Annotated in this window: 18 protein-coding genes, 4 pseudogenes and 1 riboswitch; of the genes and pseudogenes, 9 read left to right on the top strand and 13 right to left on the bottom strand. The window is 48.4% G+C overall.

Going from position 1 to position 20,514, the window contains the following annotated elements:
* Positions 1-25 precede the first annotated feature (25 nt).
* The 4 genes from WC7_RS0124720 to WC7_RS06325 all read right to left on the bottom strand — a co-directional run bounded on the left by WC7_RS0124720 (position 26) and on the right by WC7_RS06325 (position 3,735).
* Positions 26-661 carry a 2,3-bisphosphoglycerate-dependent phosphoglycerate mutase gene (locus WC7_RS0124720; protein ID WP_223175621.1) on the bottom strand — a complete coding sequence of 212 codons (636 nt, stop codon included), beginning with the start codon at positions 659-661 and terminating at the stop codon, positions 26-28.
* 377 nt (positions 662-1,038) lie between these two features.
* Positions 1,039-2,325 carry a phosphopyruvate hydratase gene (gene eno / locus WC7_RS06315; protein WP_009652415.1) on the bottom strand — a complete coding sequence of 429 codons (1,287 nt, stop codon included), beginning with the start codon at positions 2,323-2,325 and terminating at the stop codon, positions 1,039-1,041.
* A 15-nt stretch (positions 2,326-2,340) separates the two neighbouring features.
* Complete coding sequence (locus tag WC7_RS06320; RefSeq protein WP_009652460.1) at positions 2,341-2,769, bottom strand: universal stress protein; 429 nt, start codon at positions 2,767-2,769, stop codon at positions 2,341-2,343.
* Between the two features lie 3 nt (positions 2,770-2,772).
* Positions 2,773-3,735: a DHHA2 domain-containing protein gene (locus WC7_RS06325; protein WP_009652407.1), complete on the bottom strand. Its 963-nt coding sequence runs from the start codon at positions 3,733-3,735 to the stop codon at positions 2,773-2,775.
* Positions 3,736-3,777: 42 nt separating this feature from the next.
* A riboswitch (Fluoride riboswitch) is annotated at positions 3,778-3,852 on the bottom strand.
* A 116-nt stretch (positions 3,853-3,968) separates the two neighbouring features.
* Between WC7_RS06325 and WC7_RS27360 the strand changes: the two are divergent.
* A pseudogene (locus tag WC7_RS27360) lies at positions 3,969-4,112 on the top strand (Tn3 family transposase); the annotation flags it as partial.
* 120 nt (positions 4,113-4,232) lie between these two features.
* Here the strand turns inward: WC7_RS27360 and WC7_RS06330 are convergent.
* A complete protein-coding gene (locus tag WC7_RS06330; RefSeq protein ID WP_009652456.1) occupies positions 4,233-4,445 on the bottom strand; it encodes a YdgH/BhsA/McbA-like domain containing protein in 213 nt (70 codons plus the stop codon).
* A 290-nt stretch (positions 4,446-4,735) separates the two neighbouring features.
* On the opposite strand from WC7_RS06330, the gene WC7_RS06335 reads away from it, so the two are divergent.
* Positions 4,736-5,086, top strand: a complete 351-nt coding sequence (locus tag WC7_RS06335) for a DUF3147 family protein (RefSeq protein WP_016154441.1) — start codon at positions 4,736-4,738, stop codon at positions 5,084-5,086.
* 284 nt (positions 5,087-5,370) lie between these two features.
* On the opposite strand, the pseudogene WC7_RS27190 reads toward WC7_RS06335, so the two are convergent.
* Positions 5,371-6,009, bottom strand: a pseudogene (locus WC7_RS27190) (ISNCY family transposase); the annotation flags it as partial.
* A 58-nt stretch (positions 6,010-6,067) separates the two neighbouring features.
* Here WC7_RS27190 and WC7_RS06345 point away from each other — a divergent pair.
* The 3 genes and pseudogenes from WC7_RS06345 to WC7_RS06350 all read left to right on the top strand — a co-directional run bounded on the left by WC7_RS06345 (position 6,068) and on the right by WC7_RS06350 (position 8,045).
* Positions 6,068-7,218 (top strand): IS3 family transposase gene (locus WC7_RS06345; RefSeq protein WP_085954962.1). Its coding sequence is split into 2 segments (ribosomal slippage): positions 6,068-6,329 and positions 6,329-7,218, totalling 1,152 coding nucleotides; the frame shifts between segments, so codons are not numbered across the junction.
* Positions 7,219-7,248: 30 nt separating this feature from the next.
* Positions 7,249-7,398: pseudogene (locus tag WC7_RS25910) on the top strand (integrase core domain-containing protein); the annotation flags it as partial.
* 437 nt (positions 7,399-7,835) lie between these two features.
* Positions 7,836-8,045 carry a YdgH/BhsA/McbA-like domain containing protein gene (locus tag WC7_RS06350; protein WP_032443218.1) on the top strand — a complete coding sequence of 70 codons (210 nt, stop codon included), beginning with the start codon at positions 7,836-7,838 and terminating at the stop codon, positions 8,043-8,045.
* Positions 8,046-8,285: 240 nt separating this feature from the next.
* On the opposite strand, the pseudogene WC7_RS0124705 reads toward WC7_RS06350, so the two are convergent.
* Positions 8,286-9,500, bottom strand: a pseudogene (locus WC7_RS0124705) (IS3 family transposase).
* Positions 9,501-9,971: 471 nt separating this feature from the next.
* Here WC7_RS0124705 and WC7_RS06360 point away from each other — a divergent pair.
* The gene (locus WC7_RS06360; RefSeq protein ID WP_016154439.1) at positions 9,972-10,301 is read left to right on the top strand and encodes an NIPSNAP family protein; all 330 of its coding nucleotides are present in this window, start codon (positions 9,972-9,974) and stop codon (positions 10,299-10,301) included.
* Positions 10,302-10,740: 439 nt separating this feature from the next.
* Here the strand turns inward: WC7_RS06360 and WC7_RS06365 are convergent, their stop codons facing one another.
* Together WC7_RS06365 and WC7_RS06370 are read right to left on the bottom strand one after the other, a co-directional pair.
* Positions 10,741-11,877, bottom strand: coding sequence for a nucleotidyltransferase-like protein (locus WC7_RS06365; protein WP_009654824.1), 1,137 nt, complete (start codon positions 11,875-11,877; stop codon positions 10,741-10,743).
* Positions 11,870-12,496, bottom strand: a complete 627-nt coding sequence (locus WC7_RS06370; protein WP_016154438.1) for a Cap15 family cyclic dinucleotide receptor domain-containing protein — start codon at positions 12,494-12,496, stop codon at positions 11,870-11,872. The genes WC7_RS06365 and WC7_RS06370 overlap by 8 nt, the downstream gene beginning before the upstream one ends.
* Before the next feature lie 408 nt (positions 12,497-12,904).
* Here WC7_RS06370 and WC7_RS06375 point away from each other — a divergent pair, with 408 nt between their 5' ends.
* Positions 12,905-13,402 carry an MFS transporter gene (locus WC7_RS06375; protein WP_016154437.1) on the top strand — a complete coding sequence of 166 codons (498 nt, stop codon included), beginning with the start codon at positions 12,905-12,907 and terminating at the stop codon, positions 13,400-13,402.
* Here the strand turns inward: WC7_RS06375 and WC7_RS26430 are convergent.
* Positions 13,399-14,243 (bottom strand): IS5 family transposase gene (locus WC7_RS26430; protein WP_100245687.1). Its coding sequence is split into 2 segments (ribosomal slippage): positions 13,399-13,898 and positions 13,898-14,243, totalling 846 coding nucleotides; the frame shifts between segments, so codons are not numbered across the junction. The two genes, WC7_RS06375 and WC7_RS26430, sit on opposite strands and share 4 nt — an antisense overlap.
* 447 nt (positions 14,244-14,690) lie before the next feature.
* Between WC7_RS26430 and WC7_RS06385 the strand changes: the two genes are divergently transcribed.
* The gene (locus tag WC7_RS06385; RefSeq protein ID WP_009654821.1) at positions 14,691-16,829 is read left to right on the top strand and encodes an AAA family ATPase; all 2,139 of its coding nucleotides are present in this window, start codon (positions 14,691-14,693) and stop codon (positions 16,827-16,829) included.
* Positions 16,830-17,109: 280 nt separating this feature from the next.
* Positions 17,110-17,358 carry a hypothetical protein gene (locus WC7_RS06390; protein WP_016154436.1) on the top strand — a complete coding sequence of 83 codons (249 nt, stop codon included), beginning with the start codon at positions 17,110-17,112 and terminating at the stop codon, positions 17,356-17,358.
* 384 nt (positions 17,359-17,742) lie between these two features.
* Here WC7_RS06390 and WC7_RS06395 read toward each other — a convergent pair whose 3' ends face one another.
* The 3 genes from WC7_RS06395 to WC7_RS06405 all read right to left on the bottom strand — a co-directional run bounded on the left by WC7_RS06395 (position 17,743) and on the right by WC7_RS06405 (position 20,407).
* A complete protein-coding gene (locus WC7_RS06395) occupies positions 17,743-18,105 on the bottom strand; it encodes an ArsR/SmtB family transcription factor (protein ID WP_016154435.1) in 363 nt (120 codons plus the stop codon).
* A gap of 122 nt (positions 18,106-18,227) precedes the next feature.
* Positions 18,228-19,396, bottom strand: a protein-coding gene (locus tag WC7_RS0124700) for an IS3-like element ISEc52 family transposase (RefSeq protein ID WP_155849768.1) whose coding sequence is annotated in 2 segments (ribosomal slippage) — positions 18,228-19,147 and positions 19,147-19,396 — 1,170 coding nt in all. Because the reading frame shifts where the segments join, the coding sequence is not laid out codon by codon here.
* A gap of 69 nt (positions 19,397-19,465) precedes the next feature.
* Positions 19,466-20,407, bottom strand: a complete 942-nt coding sequence (locus tag WC7_RS06405) for a cation diffusion facilitator family transporter (RefSeq protein WP_016154434.1) — start codon at positions 20,405-20,407, stop codon at positions 19,466-19,468.
* Positions 20,408-20,514: the final 107 nt, after the last annotated feature.

Here is a 20,514-nt window from a genome sequence, read left to right as displayed (position 1 = left end):
CTGAAATCAGGGCACCATCAGACCGTCATTCAAGGGAATAACGTGCGGTGATGGCCCGTTTTTCATTCATTTCATACAGTACGGGGATTCCCGTCAGGACATGCAGATCGGGAACCTTATTTTCATCAATCTGCTCAATAAACATGGTCAGCGCACGCAGTGTATTAGCATGACTGACCAGCAACATGGTTTCGCCACTGGCGACGCGCAGGACAATGACGTGGTGCCAGTAAGGCAACAACCTTCGTTGCGTCATTTCCAGACTTTCTCCCCCCGGCAAATCCGTCAGGGACACATGACGATAACGTGCCTCACGATGAAGTGAAGCAGGTGCATCCGGCAACGGAGGGGAGATACCACGATAGCTCCTCCGCCAGTGATAAACGATTTTCTGGCCAATCTGTTGAGTGGCTTCATCTTTGTTCATTCCCTGAAGCGCACCGTAATGACGTTCATTTAACCGCCATGATTTGTCCACCGGTAACCACAATTGATTCAGCGCTTCCATTATCAGCCAGAGCGAATGAATTGCCCGGTTCAGAACGGATGTGCAGGCTCCATCTATGATTGTAGTGGCACACTGATTCCGGACCGTTTTATCAGGTTTGCTGCGCGCCGGGTTTCCTCCACTCCTTTCAGCATCAGCGGGACATTTTCCCATCCGGTAAAACGATTTTGCGATTCAACTAACTTTCGCCATGGCGGAGTAAAATAATTTTCCCCATAACAACTACCTGTCTGTCACCCACAACTGAACCGGAAGGACCTGAACCCGTTGAGTTGTTTGTACTGATTACCCGGATTTACCTGGACTCCGGTCAAGGAGGTGACGCATCAGAAGATGGGCACCGCTCCCGATGAACAGCGCGATTACAACGGCACTGGTATCATCCGGCAGTATATTAAAAAAGGCATCAGCGATCAGGAAAACCAGACAGTTTGCCTGGATCCCCGTTGCTGTTACAGTATGAGTATTTTTCCGTTCACAGAACCACCCTACCCCTTCCCGTATCTGAGCATACGGGAAGGGTGACGGAATCAGCGTTTTTTGAAGGCGGCTTTACCGGCGAAGATGGCGGCATCACCTAATTCATCTTCAATACGCATCAGTTGATTGTATTTCTCAATGCGCTCCCCACGGCTGGGTGCACCGGTTTTCAGGTGACCAGCCCGCAGGCCGACGGTCATATCTGCAATGAAGCTGTCCACGGTTTCCCCGCTCCGGTGCGAAATAAAGGTTCCCCAGTTGTTATCCTGACACAACTGGACGGCTTCGATGGTTTCACTCAGGGTGCCTATCTGGTTCAGTTTGATCAATGCGGCATTGGCCAGGTTTTCATCGATACCTCGCTGGATATATTTCACATTGGTCACAAAGATATCATCGCCAACCAGCTCAACTTTATCGCCGAGCGCGCGGTGCAGGAGCTGCCAGCCGGCCCAGTCGTCTTCCGCAAGGCCATCTTCAATCAGGACTATCGGGAAATCCTTCACCAGTTGCTCATAGTAGCGGGTCATTTCGTCGGCGCTGAGCCGGGTATTTTCGGTACGCAGGGTATATTTCCCATCGACGTAGAATTCACTGGAGGCCGGATCCATGCAAATAACGATATCTTCGCCTGGGCGGTATCCCGCCTTGCTAATTGCCTCCACGATAAGCTCCAGCGGCTGACGGTTTGAGGAAACGGCCGGTGCAAAACCGCCTTCATCGCCCACGCCGGCGGATAAACCTTTTTCCAGCAGGACCTGACGCAGGGCCTGGTAGACCTCACTGCCCCAGCGAATAGCTTCGCGTACGGAAGAGGCTCCCCATGGTGCAATCATAAACTCCTGAAAATCAGCGCCCTGCCAGCGGGCATGAACTCCGCCGTTAATGATATTCATACAGGGAACCGGCAGCAGATTCGCGCCGACGCCACCCAGATAGCGGTAGAGCGGGGTAGAGGATAGTTGTGCCGCCAGGCGGGATACTGCCAGCGATACGCCAAGGATCGCATTAGCACCCAGCCGGCCTTTGTTTTCTGTGCCATCAAGGGCAATCAGACAGTTGTCGATTTCTTTCTGGCGGCGTACATCGTAGCCCTGCAGGGCATCGTTAATTTCGGTATTGACGCACTGGACCGCATCCTGAACACCTTTACCGCCAAAACGTGTCTTGTCATCATCGCGATGCTCGATGGCTTCACGGGAGCCGGTGCTGGCACCGGAAGGAACGGAGGCACGGGCCATACTGCCCCCTACAGAAGTCACTTCAACCTCTACGGTCGGGTTACCGCGGGAATCCAGAATTTCTCTTGCGATGATACATTCAATTTCAAAGCTCATAAGTTTGACCTTCTTTTAAGGGGCTGGAATATGTTTAATCAGAACATCAACAGAAAGGTGATTGATGAATTCGAAAGAAAAGGAGGAAAAAACCCCGAACAGGCGGTTTTCATGCCCCAGCATGACCAGATCGATATCTTCATGCTGAACAACGGCCTCAACGTCCCGGAAACGATGGATGCTGACGATGGACCTGACGTTGATATCAATACTGCTGGACTCCACCAGACGGCTAAGCATTGCCTTTGCATCAATAACTTCGCGGGACTGACGGTCTTTGGTTAATGAGTCACTGGTATAATCCAGTTCCCTATAGTCAGCACTGAGATGCCCGACAGTAATACGGGTGCCCATCTCTTTTGCCAGACGTTCTGCCTGCTCAAGCAACAGCAGACCATCGGTTTCATTCTGTACAAGTAACAAGGCATGCCGGTAAATTTGCATAAATCACCTCTTATAAGAAGCGAAGCGGTTGGTCAGCCAGGGGAGGATTTCTTTTTTCCGGCTTGTCATGCCGGGCAGCGATACCTGGCGGGAGCCTGTCAGGCTGCTGTCTGAAAAAAGCAAAACGGAGTTCCGGCTGGTAATGTCTGTCACCATCAGGATCACCATGTCCAGCACGCTGTCCTTGCAGGTTTTATCCATTTCCTGCAGTAGCTCAGGCAACAGGGGAGTAATATCAGCCATGTCGCGGACCTCAATTTGTGACAACAACAGCGGCACATCATGGATCCGGTAATTTTTGGCGTCACGATTGAGTAAAACCGACGCGGATTGCCCGGTTATATCTGTTTTGGCTCGCAGCAGCCCTGTCACAAACTGGTCATAATCGATACCGGCGATTTCCCGCAAAACAGCCACGGATTCCTGATCCTGAGTGGTGGTGGTGGGACCCGTCAGCGCAACGGTATCACTGAGGATCGCCCCCATCAGCAACACAGCCTGAGCGGCAGTCAGCGGCATCGGAATGTCATGCATGAGAATTGAGAGAATTACTGTTCCGCAGCATCCTACCGCCCGCACCCAGACATCCGGTGGATTGCGGGTAACAAGGGTACCAATACGATGATGGTCAATGATGCCGATGACGTTGCTGTCCATCAGCGAAGACGGTCCCTGCTCTGCATCCGTAAAATCAACCAGCCATACGGTTTTATCTGTCAGATCGACGGTGAGTAAATCGGGTTGTGAAACACCCGCAGCGTTGAGGATATAACGGGTTTCCGGGGTGATATCCCCCAGGCGCCAGGGCGTTGCGGGACGACCGGTGTAATTAAGCCAGTCAGCCACAACCAGCGCGCTGCAAATAGCATCGCTGTCAGGATTTCGATGACCGAAGACATAAATCGGATTATCTCTTTGAAAAGAGAGAGATTCTGCGGTAAGCGGTAATGTGGTTTTATTTTGCATAGCTATACCTGACATACATGCCTATAAGAGGACAACTTCATCTGTATATCAGGCGCCATCATCCGGTGTTGAAAAACCGGCGGTTGGGAAAGGTGGAGCACCATCACCTTGTAAATCAATCTTATATGGGCCTTTGCATTAAATCAATATTTATTGTTGGCCCTCGGTTTCGTACACACAAGTACATCCTGTCCCGCCAAAAACGTTTACAATAGTGCGCCGAATGAAGCAATTTATACCTTCTTAATTATATTTATGATGAGTATTATCGCCGACGTATCCTGACTCAGCTTAACCGGAGAGAAGGTCGTAATGCAGTGGCTAGGGCAATCTGTTATGGCCAGCGTGGTGAGATCAGAAAACGTTACAGTGAGGGATTGCGTGTGAGGTCGCCAGCGGAACCAGATGCATCCCACTGGGGGACAGCCAGTCCGGCTATTTGCTCTGCGACCATCTCTTGCGTTAACTGGTCAGGTTCAGGGTAGTACAGTCCCGGGTTACTTATCTAGGACTGCAGTCATGCGGGCAAAGTTGTTCTGGTCAGCACTGGTGATGCGGTAGGACGAAGCACCGGATTCCTTGGCGATAGCGGCAATTTTCGCTTCCGCGTTGCTGAGTGTGTCAGCAGTAACACTGACTGACTGGGCGAAGCCAGAGAAAGAGACTACGGAGAGCATACTGGCAGCAACAAGCAGTTTGATATTTTTCATGGTCATATTCCTTGGGTTATCTGGTCATCTGGTGATACCGGCATCATCGCCGTCTCACCTGTTGATGTGCATTAAAAACCCTGTAGTAAATACAGGGTCAATAAGTTATTTTGTAAATTATTGTTGGCTGTGTTTTTTCGTTTTCATACAACCCAGCTCTTGAAAGAGCCTCACCGTGGCTGACGAGGCATGAGAAAATACGGCCGTAACAGACACCGCGAAACCGGGATTGCGCTGGGGAGATAGGTCGGTGCAGGGCCGTTAACTTACAGGATTAGTGAGGGTTTATGATGTTATGGCTACTGATTAAGTACGCGATCACCGCCGGAATGGTTGTTTTTATCTCTGAAGTTGCCAAGCGTAGTGATCGGCTTGGTGGTCTTGTCGCCGCGCTTCCCCTGGTTACTGTGCTTGTGCTCGTGTGGATGAAGCTGGAAGGACAGAGTCAGCAAAAAATAGCCAATCATGCGTGGTATACATTCTGGTATGTAGTGCCGACACTACCTATGTTTTTACTATTCCCTGTTTTCTGTCAGCGATTTGGCTTTTGGATCACGCTGGGTAGCTGCTGCGTCGTAACCGTCCTTATTTTCTTTTTGTGGGCCAGTGCGTTACGCCGTTTTGGCATAAATCTGATGTGATAATGTACGCTGTTGTGAAGCCAACTGCACTATTGCCGGAGGAAACACCGACTAACTCCGAACCATATCAGGCTTTTTAACAGGATAAGAGAGTTTTCAAGGGGGCCGGCTTCCTGCCGGAAGCGCGGTTCTTTCTGTCAAAGACAAATTCAGATGTTCTGGGGAGGTGCGGATATTACAACTATTATACTCGCTGTCTTTCCTTATTGATAATGTCACCCTGATTTCCCGGTTTTAAATGTCACTTTCTGCTGATTTCTGATGAAGAAAAAAGGGCAGTGAGCTCATTTTTTCAGGCTTGATTTGAAAAGAGAGGGTTCAGCCAGAACCGGATTGATGGCTCTGAGCTGAGCCTGAATCTGTGCCCGCCTTTTAGGCATACTCTGGCTGCGCCTTTCTTTTTCCTGCGGCTTCAAGCTCATCCTGTTTTTCCTTCGCCAGCTTCAGCACCGCGTCAAGCCTTTTGTTATCAACGATGCGCCCCTGACTGATGCAGTCCAGCTTATCGAACATCTGATATTTCAGTGTTCTGTTTCCATGGCGGAATTTGAGCGTACCGTCCGTATAATCAAAAGCGAGGATTTCTTCTCCGACTATGCGTGAGTTTTCGTCAGTGGGATCAACCAGATAAAGGATTTTTTCATACTGAAAAGTCAGTGCTTTTGAGAGCGTCCGAAGCGTCTGCCAGGCGAAAATGTCGTCCAGTTCCAGGTGGCTCTCTAGACCGTGCGGTGAAGGTTTTTCGGGTATTTTGCCAGTCTGGCAAAGCGGTGGTTGAAGTCGCTGATGAACGTTTCGATCCAGGCGTTGGCGGCATCAATGCAGGTGATATTCTCCAGGCACATCTCCTTAACCAGCCGCTCCTGCAGCGTCAGGTTGGCGCGCTTAACGCGGCCCTTGGCCTGAGAGCTGTTGGCACAGATACCCGCCAATAGTGGACACGCGACTAAGTGAGTAAACTCTCAACCAGAGGTAGCTCACATGACTAAATCAGTAACCGTCAGTAAAAAGCCGCGTAAACAGCACACTCCCGAATTCCGCCAGGAAGCTCTGAAGCTTGCTGAACGCATTGGCGTCGCTGCCGCTGCCCGCGAACTCAGTTTGTATGAATCGCAACTCTATGGCTGGCGAAAAAAACAACAGCAACAACTGACATCATCTGCACGCGAAAGCGAACTGGATGCTGAAAATGCCCGGCTTAAACGCCAGCTTGCGGAGCAGGCAGAGGAGCTGGCTATTCTCCAAAAGGCCGCGACATACTTCGCGAAGCTCCTGAAATGAAGTATGTTTTTATCGAAAAATATCAGGCTGAGTTCACCATCAAAGCCATGTGCCGGGTGCTGCGCGTGGCCCGTAGCGGCTGGTATGCCTGGTGCTCCCGGCGTCATCAGATAAACACGCGACAGCAGTTCCGTCTGGCCTGTGATGCCGCGGTTCTCAGAGCATTCACTGATGCAAAACAACGGTATGGTGCGCCACGGCTTGCGGATGAGCTCCCGGCCTACAACATCAAAACGATAGCTGGCAGCCTGCGTCGCCAGGGGCTTCGGGCAAAGGCAGCCCGCAAGTTCAGCCCGGTCAGTTATCGTGAGCATGGCTTGCCTGTGTCTGAGAACCTGCTGAAGCAGGACTTTTACGCCAGCGGCCCGAATCAGAAGTGGTCGGGAGACATCACCTACTTACGCACCGATGAAGGCTGGCTGTATCTGGCAGTGGTGATTGACCTGTGGTCGCGAGCTGTCATCGGCTGGTCAATGGCACCGCGAATGACGGCACAACTGACCTGCGATGCGTTGCAGATGGCGCTGTGGCGGCGTAAACGCCCGAAAAATGTCATTGTTCATACTGACCGTGGCAGCCAGTACTGTTCAGCGGACTATCAGGCGTTGCTGAAGCGGCATAATCTGCGCGGGAGCATGAGCGCGAAAGGCTGCTGTTACGACAATGCGTGTGTGGAAAGCTTCTTCCACTCGCTGAAAGTGGAATGCATCCACGGTGAACGCTTTATCAGCCGGGAAATGATGAGAACAACTGTATTTAATTATATTGAGTGCGATTACAATCGCTGGCGTCGCCACAGTGCCTGTGGTGGGCTCAGTCCTGAACAATTTGAAAACCAGAACCTTGCTTAGGGCCGTGTCCACATTACGTGGGTAGGATCAGTTCACACCAGGAAAACGATTAATGACTGGCGGCAGGATTATAACGAGTGCCGTCCACATTCATCGCTGGATTACCAGACTCCAGCTGAATTTCCAGCAGGCTGGCGAAACGGGAAATATGAAGAAAAACCAACCGACATTACTAATTGAAGGTTATATCTAATCCTGGGGTCAGTCCAGTTTATTTAGACAGTTTTGGCATTTCATGTCACGTGATTTAATGTCTGGGTATTTATTCTTTTGATCAGAGTAAAGCTAGAGTTGTTTGAAGGGAAGGGGATAGGAATGCGTGAGTTCCAGCCTCCAATTACCTGCAAAGACATATTTTGAAACCTATATAAATGGGGTAAGAAAAAATATCTTCAGTGTAAAACGATATAAAAATTGCCATATCTTATTGATTATGAGTGAATTTTATTGTTTAAGAAAAATTTCTCGATAAGTGGATGTTCAAGACAGTCAGCGCTATATAAAAAATACAATAAAAAGTATTGACCCTATAGTAGTTGCAGGGTTTTTAATGCTCATCAACAGGAAACGAGCAGTATGCTCTTATGATGAACATTAACTTTACTAGGGTTATCACTATGAAAAATATCAAACTTCTCGCAGCAGCTGGTTTTCTCTCTGTTGTCTCATTCTCTGGTATGGCGCAGACGGTCAGCGTAACTGCTTCCACTCTTGACAGTGCAGAAGCAAAAATTGCTGCTAAAGCAAAAGAAGCACAAACGTCATACAAAATTCTCTCTGCGTATACTGGTAATCGAGTGCATATGACCGCTAAATTAGGGGATTAATAGATAATCATTTTAGGGTATCTATAGGAATATATACCTTGATAAAATCTGCCACTATATACTAATTTTTAATGCTTGATATGCCACATGTTTTTTCCTTGAATAGACTTTAGCGGACTGCTGATAAAGAGTCCGTATTTTTTTAATGTAATACTAATAGTTAAGTATGGTTTTTTATCCGTGCAAATATTTTAGCTCCACGTCCTCTTTGTGGAGTTGCCCCCGCTAAAACGGACACGGTTAATTTATAGCTAGCAGCGAACTTCTGTATTCCCTTGGTGACTGCATTTTCAGCCCTTTATGGGGATGCCAGTTATTATAGTCTTCCATCCATTCCGTCAGTTTTCACATCACTGTCATGGCATCCGGCAGGTCATTAACATACACGTAGTCACGCTTGAACGTTTTAACGAACGATTCAGCCATCCCATTGCTCTCCGGACTGCGCACTGGCGTCGTACACACGATGAACCTGAGTGAGGTGGCGAACGTTCTTATTGAGTCCGCTATGTAGCAACAGCCATTATCGGTCAGCCACTCAACGGCATGTGGCAGGTAAAGCGTATTGCCAAAGCGCTTTTCCACACTCTCTGTCAGCAGATCCTGCACCATAACGCTGTTTATTCCACCTGTTGTCGCCGACCAGCAGATGGCTTCGCGATCACAGCAGTCAAGGCTGAACACTACCCGCACGACTTCCCGATTCAAGCAGCGGATTTCAACACCAGTGCGTATCCGGCTTGAGTGTCACGACGTTGCCGGTATGACTGTGCTCTGGCTTTCTATGGCCAGATTTTGCCAGCAACAGGTTATTCGCCTGCATGATCCGGTAAATGCGTTTGTGGTTAACCCGCCAGTTTTGTTCCTTCAGCGCACGATTGAGGTGTGCCGTCACGCGACGGTAGCCGTTTGTCGCCCGCTCGCTGCATATCTGGCGGATAAGCGGTAACAGTCGGGCGTCATCATCTTTGCTATAGCGGGCTGGCCGCTGCTGGCGCTTCTTTAGCAGCCGTTCATAAAGATTCGAACGCGATACGCAGAGCACTTCTGCTATTCGGATGAGGAGGTATCGTCCGGTGGCAGCAATGGCATGCGCGATATCAACTTTTTTGCCTAGGCTATCTCAAGCGCGTTCCTATGGATTTCGGCTTCCATCGTCTTGCGGCCCAGCATTTGTTCAAGCTGTTTGACTTTTTTCTCCAGCGCTTGGACCTCGGAGACACTGACGACCTCGTCGCCAGCGACGATCGCAGACTTTCCACCCTCGTTCATGAGCCGTTTCCACTTAAAAAGAAGACTGGGTGTGATGTCATATTGCCGGGCAACGAGTGAGACGGTGTAGCCGGGCTGCATGGCGAGCGCAACAAAACGGGCTTTCTCTTCAGGAGTATAACGACGGCGTTTTTGCTCGCCAGTGATCACTTCGATTCTTTGCACAGGACACTCCTTAAACATAGCTCTATGACTATGTCTTACTGGTGAGGTGTCCGGTTCAAACGGAGGCTATTACCCTTTGATATTTTCACTTTTTTGATTCATTCTCAATGCCGATGCTTGGTTAAATCAGAGAAGCGTTCATCATCAGCTATCAACCGGTGCTTTTACGATTTAAGGGGTTAAGACACCGCTCACTATTCTATTCCGTTAGCCTGACTCTGTGATTTCCCGAACATAGTTCAGTGTTCTGAACAGATAAAACCAGCATATTTCTGTCCGGAGCGTCAGACAAGATTGTCTGATAAAGGGGGAGCTGCTCCTTGCAGATTAGAGCATCTCTATGTTAGCAACGTCCGCTCCTGGCACGCATGAGACATTCAGAGCCATAACTGCTGGGGACAGCCTGGCAGTCCAGTTCTTCTGTTCGGTTTCACGACTACACGTCGCCATAATTCGCTATGATGAGAAAAACAGAATAGGATATCGAAGATGAAAACTGTCGAATTTTTGCTGTACACCCTCAAACCCGGTACTGGAAAAGACTTTCATAGAATAATGAAAGAAGTGAGTGTTCCACTTCACCGTTCAGTGGGAATGGATGTTATTTCTTATGGTATATCAGCACATGACGACGATGCTTACTATCTGATCAGGGCTTATAACAGCCTCTCTCACCTGAAAACTGCCCAGGACACCTTTTATGATAGCGAAGCATGGCGTCATGGTCCCCGGCAGGCCATTATCGATAGAATAAGCATCAGCGTTAAATCGGTACTGACTCTCACTGAGAGTGCCGTTGAGCATTTACGAACCCACTGACCCTATCGCTATACGTCATGGTAAAGCCGGGATAGACACACCAGCAAGACGTTACTGTTATTCAGTACATCAGAGATGAGGCTACCGCCTCACATGCTGAATGCGGGATGTTTGACCGGCATCTATGAGCGAAGAGCGGAAGTTCGCTTTCGGAAAACCTAATCCATGTGCCAGAGGGTCTCTGAAAGAGAATGGGGCGTTTAAGTGGGGTACTTACAAAAAATCAGCCTTAACGTACAATAATTTTCGATATCCAAACTGACCCCATTAAGAGTTATCCAGCATGTATGTCTCTTCAATCAACGATTAGTACGGAGACTCATACTAAACTGGAAATAAATCTCATAATAGCGCTTAAGCCGGAATGACTAGCGCTGTCCGGCAAATAGTCGCGGATGATTCAAGATCCACTTATTAAGTGGATCTTGATAGCATCCTGTTAGTAAACCGCTTGTTTTATAAGTAAAATTCCTTTGGCGGGTGTGTAATATTCAGTAGGCTGGCCGGTTATTTCACGCAGCACCTCAGTGACAATACTATTGACCATTCCCGTCAGTTTAAGCAATTCGGCAAAAGTTTCATTCTTGTCAATTATCTTTCTGGTGCCATTTGGAACGTAGAGCAGCATTGCAGCATTAGGGTTCTGTGCAAGATAATTTAGCCATCTGTGAGTCTCTACAAGGACAGCCAGCTCGTAGTATTGGCTATGTCGGAGATTGTTACCATCTGCGTGGTACATCAGCGAGGCAATATCATAACTACTGAGTTCAATTTTAGTACCCTCAGCTTCACTATCCGCTTTTAGTGTCTTAAGAAAACGAATAGACTTACGCAATCCTCCATTACATTGATCGCATTTGTCTTTAATTCGTTTGATGTGGAGGAAAGGTAGGTTGTAGATACGTTGACGTGTGTTTTTATCTATAATAGTGACCCCACGTTGATCTACATCTTTAGTATGTTGGTACTCTTTGGTATCCCACCAGATGCTTGGCACCACATCCACTTCTCTCTGCAAAGACCCTCCCGTTATTCTCAAAGATTTGGCGTTGTTGTCATCAACATCTGCCGCAGGGAAAGTTGCTTTCAGGGCATCCCTAGCGGCATCCCTGAGTTCAAGGATGACATCCCCATCATTTTTGTTCGTAGGGGTGTAGCGGCCAATACCGTCGCTATCATAAATAAGCATCTGAGTGTCTATAATCAGCAGATCCACATCACTGAAACTTTTAATATGAATATCCAGTGGTACAGAGCCTTGGACACGAAACTCCAGATTAAGATCTAATTTCTTTACCAGTTGGTTCTCAATACGCTTGGCAGTTTCAAAAGAAATTTCGGTATAGCGGTTATCAACCGGTTGCATGGCACCTATAACATAGCGGGTTGCAGAATCTTGTTTTCCCCTGGTTTCCCAACTTTCATTTAAATCCAGGAAACCTTCTAGCAAAGCATAGTTTTCCAGTCCATCAATCCTCTGGTTACTGATTGACTCTCTGGCTACGTTTAATTGATCGAATGTCCCTTTACGACGAGACTTCATGCGTTCAATTCGCGCACTAAATGAATTAGACATTGTCGATCCTAGTGATTGTCATTGTTCCGTAAGTAGCCCGGCCTTGACCGTTAAAATAATGGCCTTCAGCAGATTTGAGTCCGTCGTCGAACCTGAACTCTGCGAATCCAACATGTGAAGTCAGGTGTTCTTCACCTGTCTTGGGTTGGTTGCGGTAGTTATAAAGCAGCTGGTAACCAATTCCCTCGTCATGAATGATGGAGGCTGTCACACTATCCGAATGCGATGATTGAGTTTTCAGATGAATTCTGACTTTGTCCCATGACTGGACAATTCTCAGCTCACCTTCCCAGGGTTTACCACCTTCAGATCGGGTATGGCCTTCAACATTCCAGCGGCCTGCAAGATTTGGCACACATAAAAATTTCCCGAGGTAGGTGTTATGCCAGAGATTTTTATCAAACCATGTATACAACCCCATGTAGATCCCACCGGCGCTAATAAGTGAAAAAACTGAGGCAGGTATGTGGCTGTTAATGTGAAAGTTTTTCAGCCATTCGATTAGTGTGAGTGCTAGTAAAATCAGAACGAACGATATAACTGAGGCAACAATGGCAATATATCGGCCGACTTTACTGCGGTTAAAACCGCAAATCACAATGTACTCGTGACTTTTCATGAAATGGCGTCCAAGTGAGATGAAAACTAAAAAAACTATATATAGGTAATTTTACTATATCAAACCCTAGATATGGATGGATTGACAGTTATTTCTCGGTATGGTTATCAGAACGAGTTTTAAGTAGATCTGGAAGAAGATACATCCAGATTTCAGTCAGATACCGCCATCGTCATGTCAGCAGGAACCGGATTGATTTCCTCGTTTCATAGCGGTCAGGCTTGCCTGAAAATGATACCTTCGCAGGGAATGTTGATTGAGCTGGGCGGTGTCATTTTTCTGTTTATAGGCGGATTACTTGCAACCCTTGGCTGGCAGTGGCCGTTTTTGCTTCATCTTTTTGCCTAGGTTCTTCTGGTTATGCAGCTGGCGTTTGTGCCGTAACAATTGTCCTCTGGGACAGAAAACATGAATGAAAACGCCGGAGAAAGCGAATCGGTGAGTGCGACTCGATTAGCGCCTGTGCTTTTTGCAGCCCTGCTGTCCATGATTTGCTTCTTCACCAGCATTATCATCATTCCGCAGGTGTTTAGCTGCATGGCTATTGGGGCAGCAGAAACCGGATACTTTCTGTCGTTTATCTCACTGGTCGCCGTCGGGGCTGCTGCGATGATGCCGCGCCTCATAGCGCGTTTACGTGAGTACGGAAATCTGTACACGGCGTTTAGCTGCTACGCTGCCGGACATTTCATATTTTCATTCGCTGATAATGTAGTGTTCTACATCGCTGGCGGGGTTTTAATGAGTTGTGGGTTTGGTCTGTCGGTGCCGCTTGTGAATCATATGACAGTCGAGCAGAGTCACGCTCGCGTCCGGGGACGTAACCTTGCCTGGCTTTCTATGGCTATATTCTCCGGCCAGTTTTTATCATCATTCATGGAAATCATCCTAGGCTGTGTCCCTTAATTGCATAATCTTTTGTAAAACAGTCTGATACAGCCCAGTTTAACCATCGCCAGATAATTCCTCGCCGTTTTGTCATAACGTGTGGCTATGCGACGATATTCTTTCAGGCGACCAAAGCAACGTTCAACAACATTGCGATTACGGTAAGCATCACGATCGAGTTGTGAACGACCATCTGAGGCCATTTTTTCATTGGATTTGCGAGGAATGACGGCTTTTATACCCTTGTTTTTCAGTTCGTTCCGTAACGCATGTCCGGAGTAGGCTTTATCTGCCAGTACGGCATGACCACGTCGCTTCATGCTGCCATTCTGGCGCTGAACACCAATACCGTCCAGCAGACGTTGTGCGAACTGGCTTTCATGGGCTTGTCCGGGGCTCAGCACAATATTTAACGGCAGACCGCTTCCGTCTGTCGCCAGATGGATTTTGGTGCCAAAACCGCCGCGAGAGCGACCCAGCCCATTATCTCCGGCGATATCGGGATGTTTTTTTGAGCCCCGGCTGCACATTTGAGTGCACGGATATTACTGCCATCCAATGCTGTCGCTGACCAGTCAATAAGACTGTTTGTATCAAGTAACGTAAGTAACTTGTTGAAAATCATGTTAATCACTCCTGACTTTGACCACCGGTTAAAACGGTTGTAAACGGTCTTCCATGGACCATATCGTTCAGGCAAATCGCGCCATGGTGCGCCTGAACACAGCACCCAGAACATACCATTGATGACCATACGGTGTTCTGCCCATGGGCGTCCGGCCCGTGGTGTTGCTGGTTCAGCAGGTAATAAGGGCTGGATGAGAGCCCATGCATCATCGGGAAGGTCGTAACGAGCCATAGTTCAATGTGTTGTGGAAACAGGCAGTTACTATAGCTCAGGTGATTAAGGGACACAGCCTAGGAGATTCATCAGTCGTCTTCCGGGGGACCGCGACAATTGCGGTGGCGGTAATTGTCGCTCTCATGGTGATACACCGGAAACGTCGCTTTAAAACGGCATAACGTCTGTCAGTATCAGCAACGCCGACATTGCTGAGCCGGCTTAGTCTGGTGCGGGTACTGAGGGTGCAAATGTCCGCTCTTGGCACGAAGCGGACATACATCACAAGCGCCGTACATACGCTCTATAAAACAACTGCTCCGGCGCTGCGGTACCAAGGGCGAATCCCGGAGTGCTTTACTCAAAAATGAAACGGTGCTTATATGTTCTGGCTTCAGCTTAAATAATTAATCGGGCCTGCAATATACGGGGCCTGCTCAGTGTCTTTGCCGTAAAGGATTAGGTATGGAAATTGAAATTAATTGCTGTAATAACATCGATAAAGCAAATATAACTCTGGCAGAAAAAAAACTAAATATTAAATTTGCGCCTAACGGCACCGGAAAAAGCACCATTTCCCGCGCGATTCAGTGTACGGTAAACGGGGATGAACAGGGTCTCAGCGACCTGCTTCCGTTTAGATACCGTGGTTCTAATCCCGATGCAGTACAGCCTAGGGTAACTGGTGTCGATGGCCTGCAAAACGTCATGTGCTTTAATGAAAAATATGTCGATCAATTCACTTTTCAACCAGACGAGTTAGTAAGTAATAGTTTTGACATCTTCATCAAAAGTGAAGCGTATCACGAGACAGAACGCGAAATCGAAGCCATGGTCGTGGCCATACGGCAGCAGTTTGCTGATAACGTCGGGCTTGAAGAATTCATCACGCACCTGGGGGAACTCAGCGCCGCATTTAAGCTGAGTAGTACCGGGATTGCAAAAACGTCTACCGGTATGAAAGGCTTATCCGCTGGCAACAAGCTTCAGCACATTCCCGACGGTTTGGAATCTTATAAGCCGTACATCCAAAGTAAAAGCAGCGTAGAGTGGATCGAGTGGCAGACCCGGGGGTATGAGAAATTCTCCGCGCTATCCGACGGCTGCTGTCCGTTCTGTACTGGCGACTCCCGTGAAAAGGCCGAGCAGATTAGCCGCGTCAGCGCGGAGTATGATAAGGCTGTCATTAAAAACCTGATCGGCCTGATCGGCGTGCTAGATAAACTCGGCGAATATTTTTCAGAGCCTGCCCGTGCCCGCCTCGCTGATATTACAACCCTAAAAAGTGGGCTGGAAAAACAGCACGAAGAATATCTCGTGACAGTGAAGAAGCAGACAGACAGCCTGATAAATATGCTGAATACCCTTAAGACTCTTAACGGCTTTACGTTCAGCGCTTCAACCAACGTCAAGGCTGCACTGGAAGCCTGTCGCCTAGACGTGAAGTTTTTCCCGGAGCTGCAGTCGGATAAAACGGCCCGCACCGTAGCCAGTCTCAATACCTCTTTAGACGACCTGACGACGCAGGCCGGACGCCTGCAGGGTCAAATAAATAAGCAGCGTCAGGGCATGCAGAAGCTGATCCTCAAGCATAAAACCGATATCAATACCTTTCTGGCTTACGCAGGCTATCGTTATCAGGTGGATATCACTGGGGAAGGCGATAAATGTCGGCTGAAACTGCGCCACGAAGACTTTGAAGGCTACGTCAGCGGCGGCAGCCAGCATCTCAGCTACGGTGAACGCAACGCCTTTGCCATTGTTCTGTTTATGTATGAATGCTTAGCCAAGAAGCCAGGCCTGATCATTCTTGACGACCCGATTTCATCGTTTGATAAGAACAAGAAATTTGCCATCCTGGAGATGCTGTTTCGCCGCAATACCGGTGAGTGCCTGAAAAATGAAACGGTACTGATGCTGACTCACGATGTTGAGCCTATTATTGATACACTGAAGTCCGTCAGGAAGCTGTTCAGTAATCTGGTTACGGCCTCACACTTGCACTACAGCGCAGGCTGCATCACCGAGCAGCTCATCGGTGAAAGTGATATCCGCACTTTTGCTCAGATCTGCCAGTCTGTCACTGACTCTGATAGTGAAGACATCATCAAGTTGATCTATCTTCGCCGACATTATGAAATTATGGACGACCTCGGTGATGCCTATCAGGTGCTGTCAAACCTTTTTCATCACCGTGAAACGCCCATCGACACCCGTGAACCCGTTGTGCAGGGAGTGGGACATCCTGAAATGTCCGCAGAAAAAGTTGCCTTCGGCTGCCAGGCAATCGCCGATCGCATTCCCGGCTTTGACTACCAGGCCACTTTCGTTCAGCTCACCGACCCGGATCGTATACGTGCGCTTTATCTGCTCTGCCGTAATGGCTACGAGAAACTGCAGGTGTTCAGGTTGCTTCAGACCGGACTCGAGAACGCAGTAATACGTAAATTCATGAATGAGACCTACCACATTGAAAATGAATTTATCTGTCAGCTGGATCCTGCCCGGTTTGATCTCATTCCTGAATATGTCATCAGGGAGTGCGACGCGCTTATACTTCCTCCTCCACCGGCAAATGACGATGCGCTGGAAGAAATTGCCTGACCTGTCGGAGGCGCGAGTATATTAATGCGCTTCAGTTTTCAGTGCGGCTCCAGTCAGGGCCAATAACCACCAGCAGGCGATTACGGTCTGTTACCCGGACCGTTTTCCCCTACCGCAGCGACCTGATGAGCTTCCGGCCTCGCGGCTGGGCCTGACATTCAGAGTGCTGACTGTACCAAGGCAGCGCCACCTCAAGGGAGCAGGAAGGCGACAGGATACATGATCTTGCACGGTAATCGGATGCATTACGGTAAGCAATTCCATCACATGAAGATAAACAATGAACCATCCTGAAATTCACGTCAAAGACTGGATTGATGTGGGCAATCGTGAGTGTGTGGTGCAACGACTTCTTCCTCCAGTGTCTCCCGTCGGCGTCTGTATTGTTGTTCTGAATAAAACCAAACCGACCACCCGGATCGCTGGTTGGAAAGGTGAAAAGTGGTACTTCATGCCCAGCCATGACTTTGGTGGCTATGCAGATGAGTATGATCCCTGTGTACGTGAACTGAAACGGGGCCGTCGCTGACCCCACGAGGTAATGTAGTGCAACTGCGTTTAGGCCAGACTACACGTCACAACACAAGGGCTGCATTCTGATGTTGACCATAACGCATTGTGATGTAGCAATGTCCGCTTTTGGCACGAAGCAGACAAACTAGATTATCCGTGGCTATTCAATAAGCTTGCAAAGCAAGGTTTCTCCTTCATGAGGTGGCCTGCTCACTTCGCTTTATCTGGTGATAGTGAACCATCAGGTATTTATTACATACAAGGGAAGGGGGCAGGTTTCATTATTAAAAGGTTAATTATTAAGGTTTTAATAAATTAATGATGAAACAACTCACCAAAGTAATGAAAAACTAAGGTGAGTTGGAATTACACAAGCTCTACTTATCAAAATTCATTCGGGTTATTCTTCAGCTATGTGAAATACCATGTCCTGAAGAACATGACTTACATGGTGATCCATTATGCTATAAAATATGTACTTACCCTTTCTCTCTCCGCGAACAAGCCTTGCACTTCGTAACAACCTCAGATGATGACTGACCAGAGATTGTGATAACTGGAGCGACTCAGCAATGTCGCCTACAGAGACCGAACCACGCATACAGTAAAGCAGGATTCGTAGTCTTGACTGGTCCCCCAGTAGATGGAAAATCTCGGAAAGTTGCCCAATGTCGTTTTGCGAGAGCATTGATAGATCTGGCTCCGCGACATGATCTGTCGCGGAACAGTCTTGTATGTTGCCGCAATCTGATGTGCTGGACATTATGATTCTCCCTCCTAAATTGATAGTGCATCACCAGAGGCCTGATTAATGTTTGTGGCCTGGACTAGAATGGTTATGCTTTTTTCCGTGTTCGTGTTCGTGTTCGTGTTCGTGTGTTGTGGTCAACTAAAACTGGCCACCGCGTTAGAGTTTTTCCAGTATCGGTTTTCTGATTCGTTTGGTGGTAACCCACCATTATATTCGTGCGGTCTTAGTGCGCTGTAATATCCAACGATATAGTCCGTTATTGCGTGAGCTGCATCGCTGAAGCTTACATAGCCCGTCGCTGGCACCCATTCGTTCTTCAGACTCCTGAAGAAGCGCTCCATTGGGCTGTTATCCCAGCAGTTTCCACGCCGACTCATACTCTGCCTGATCCGGTATCGCCACAGTAACTGCCGGAACTGCCTGCTCGTATAATGACTGCCTTGATCGCTGTGGAACATCACCCCGACGGGCTTACCACGGGTTTCCCATGCCATTTCCAGTGCTTTCATGGTAAGCCTGCTGTCCGGCGAGAACGACATGGCCCAGCCCACTGGTTTTCTTGCGAACAGGTCGAGAACAACGGCGAGGTACGCCCAGCGCTTACCCGTCCAGATATAGGTCACATCACCGCACCACACCTGATTTGGTTCCGTTACGGCGAACTGTCGCTCAAGATGATTCGGGATAGCAACGTGCTCATGACCGCCACGCTTATACCGGTGAGTCGGCTGCTGGCAACTGACCAGCCCCAGCTCTTTCATGAGTCTGCCAGCAAGCCAGCGCCCCATCTGGTAGCCTCTCTGGGTTGCCATTGTGGCGATGCTTCTTGCTCCGGCAGAGCCGTGGCTGATGTCATGCAGTTCAAGTACCTGGCTGCGTAATACAGCCCGTCTGCCGTCTGGCTTTTCAGGACGGTTTTTCCAGTATTTGTAGCTGCTGCGATGGACCCCGAACACATGGCAGAGAGTGGCCACAGGATAACGCGCCCTGAGTTTCCCGATTATCGAGAACTGTTCAGGGAGTCTGACATCAAGAGCGCGGTAGCCTTTTTTAATATTTCATTTTCCATTTCAATACGTTGTAGCTTTTTCCTGAGCTCACGGATTTCAATTTGTTCCGGGGTAATGGGGGAGGCTTTTGGTGTTTTTCCCTGCCGCTCATCACGTAATTGTTTCACCCATCGCGTCATTGTGGAAAGGCCGACATCCATAGCGCTGGCTGCATCTGCCACGGTGTAGTTCTGGTCAACGACCAGTTGAGCGGATTCGCGTTTAAACTCTGCGCTGAAATTTCTTTTTTTCATTATGGCACCTGTGTTGTTCTGAGGTGAGCATATCACCTCTGTTCAGGTGGCCAAATTCAGTAAACCACTTCAGTGTTCGTTACGCAGTTTTGTCGGTGAAAGGCTGCATGTATTATCGTTTTGATCGTAATTCCAGTCGATTCCCACAGTTGCATGTTCTATTTTGAACTGCTCATAAAGTTCTTGTTTTACAAGCTTCACAACGTCTTTTACGTCCACATCTTCCTTGACTCTTACTTCCAGTGTTGCCATCGTCCGACCTGAGGTTATTTGCCAGACATGAATATGACTTACGGCTGCTAAGCCCTTAACAGAACTGATTAGTCTCTGTTCCACCTTGTCTGGGGAGGCATCTTCAGGCGCTCCTTCTAACAGGATGTGCAGCGATTTTGCTAATAATTTCCAGGCACTACGTAAAACCAGTGCTGCGACAAGAACGGAAAGTATTGGGTCAATCGGTGTCCAGCCCGTGTAGTAAATGACAATAGCGGCGACAATAGCGCCAACAGAACCCAATAGATCACCCATCACATGTAAAATAGCACCTTTGACATTAACATGATCGGTCTCACCACGGGTCATGATCCATAATACCAATATGTTGACCAACAATCCTGCAATGGCAACGATCAGCATTGGGCCTGCCAGTATAATTGGTGGAGCTTGTAACCTTTCCCATGCCTCATATGCAATCCACGCCACAATAGCGAAGAGTGTCAGGGCATTAAAGAATCCCGCGATGACTTCAAATCGCAAATATCCAAAGGTTCGTTTGCTATCAGCAGCTCGACGGCCAAAACGGAATGCCGCATAAGCCAGCGCCAAAGCTACTGCATCTGTAAGCATGTGGCCTGCATCTGCCAGCAATGCTAATGAGCCAGAAAGTATCCCTCCAACAGCTTCGACCACCATAAATGTGAATATCATGAGGAAGGAGATAAGGACTTTACGCTCGTTTGCACTGGTTACTGCTGGAGTATGGTCATGCTCGTGATCATGTGATTGTGACATAGGGCCTCAAGCGGTTGGTTATACATGATGCCTTCAATATAACATATGAATATGTGTTCATGTAAAGGGTTTTTATATCCATTCCTTCCACGGCATCGGCATGTTCA

Origin of the sequence: Citrobacter sp. KTE151, assembly GCF_000398845.1 — a bacterium.
GTDB classification, from domain to species: domain Bacteria; phylum Pseudomonadota; class Gammaproteobacteria; order Enterobacterales; family Enterobacteriaceae; genus Citrobacter; species Citrobacter braakii.
This window is presented reverse-complemented; position numbering and strand designations above follow the sequence as displayed.

Excerpts from the sequence above, each read along its gene's own strand:
- WC7_RS06365 (WP_009654824.1), bottom strand. The coding sequence starts at position 11,877 with ATGTCTAATTCATTTAGTGCGCGAATTGAACGCATGAAGTCTCGTCGT.
- WC7_RS06360 (WP_016154439.1), top strand. The coding sequence starts at position 9,972 with ATGAAAACTGTCGAATTTTTGCTGTACACCCTCAAACCCGGTACTGGA.
- WC7_RS0124720 (WP_223175621.1), bottom strand. The coding sequence starts at position 661 with ATGGGAAAATGTCCCGCTGATGCTGAAAGGAGTGGAGGAAACCCGGCG.
- WC7_RS06320 (WP_009652460.1), bottom strand. The coding sequence starts at position 2,769 with ATGCAAATTTACCGGCATGCCTTGTTACTTGTACAGAATGAAACCGAT.
- WC7_RS06370 (WP_016154438.1), bottom strand. The coding sequence starts at position 12,496 with ATGAAAAGTCACGAGTACATTGTGATTTGCGGTTTTAACCGCAGTAAA.
- WC7_RS06405 (WP_016154434.1), bottom strand. The coding sequence starts at position 20,407 with ATGTCACAATCACATGATCACGAGCATGACCATACTCCAGCAGTAACC.
- WC7_RS06330 (WP_009652456.1), bottom strand. The coding sequence starts at position 4,445 with ATGAAAAATATCAAACTGCTTGTTGCTGCCAGTATGCTCTCCGTAGTC.
- WC7_RS06395 (WP_016154435.1), bottom strand. The coding sequence starts at position 18,105 with ATGTCCAGCACATCAGATTGCGGCAACATACAAGACTGTTCCGCGACA.
- WC7_RS06350 (WP_032443218.1), top strand. The coding sequence starts at position 7,836 with ATGAAAAATATCAAACTTCTCGCAGCAGCTGGTTTTCTCTCTGTTGTC.
- eno (WP_009652415.1), bottom strand. The coding sequence starts at position 2,325 with ATGAGCTTTGAAATTGAATGTATCATCGCAAGAGAAATTCTGGATTCC.
- WC7_RS06375 (WP_016154437.1), top strand. The coding sequence starts at position 12,905 with ATGAATGAAAACGCCGGAGAAAGCGAATCGGTGAGTGCGACTCGATTA.
- WC7_RS06390 (WP_016154436.1), top strand. The coding sequence starts at position 17,110 with ATGAACCATCCTGAAATTCACGTCAAAGACTGGATTGATGTGGGCAAT.
- WC7_RS06325 (WP_009652407.1), bottom strand. The coding sequence starts at position 3,735 with ATGCAAAATAAAACCACATTACCGCTTACCGCAGAATCTCTCTCTTTT.
- WC7_RS06335 (WP_016154441.1), top strand. The coding sequence starts at position 4,736 with ATGTTATGGCTACTGATTAAGTACGCGATCACCGCCGGAATGGTTGTT.
- WC7_RS06385 (WP_009654821.1), top strand. The coding sequence starts at position 14,691 with ATGGAAATTGAAATTAATTGCTGTAATAACATCGATAAAGCAAATATA.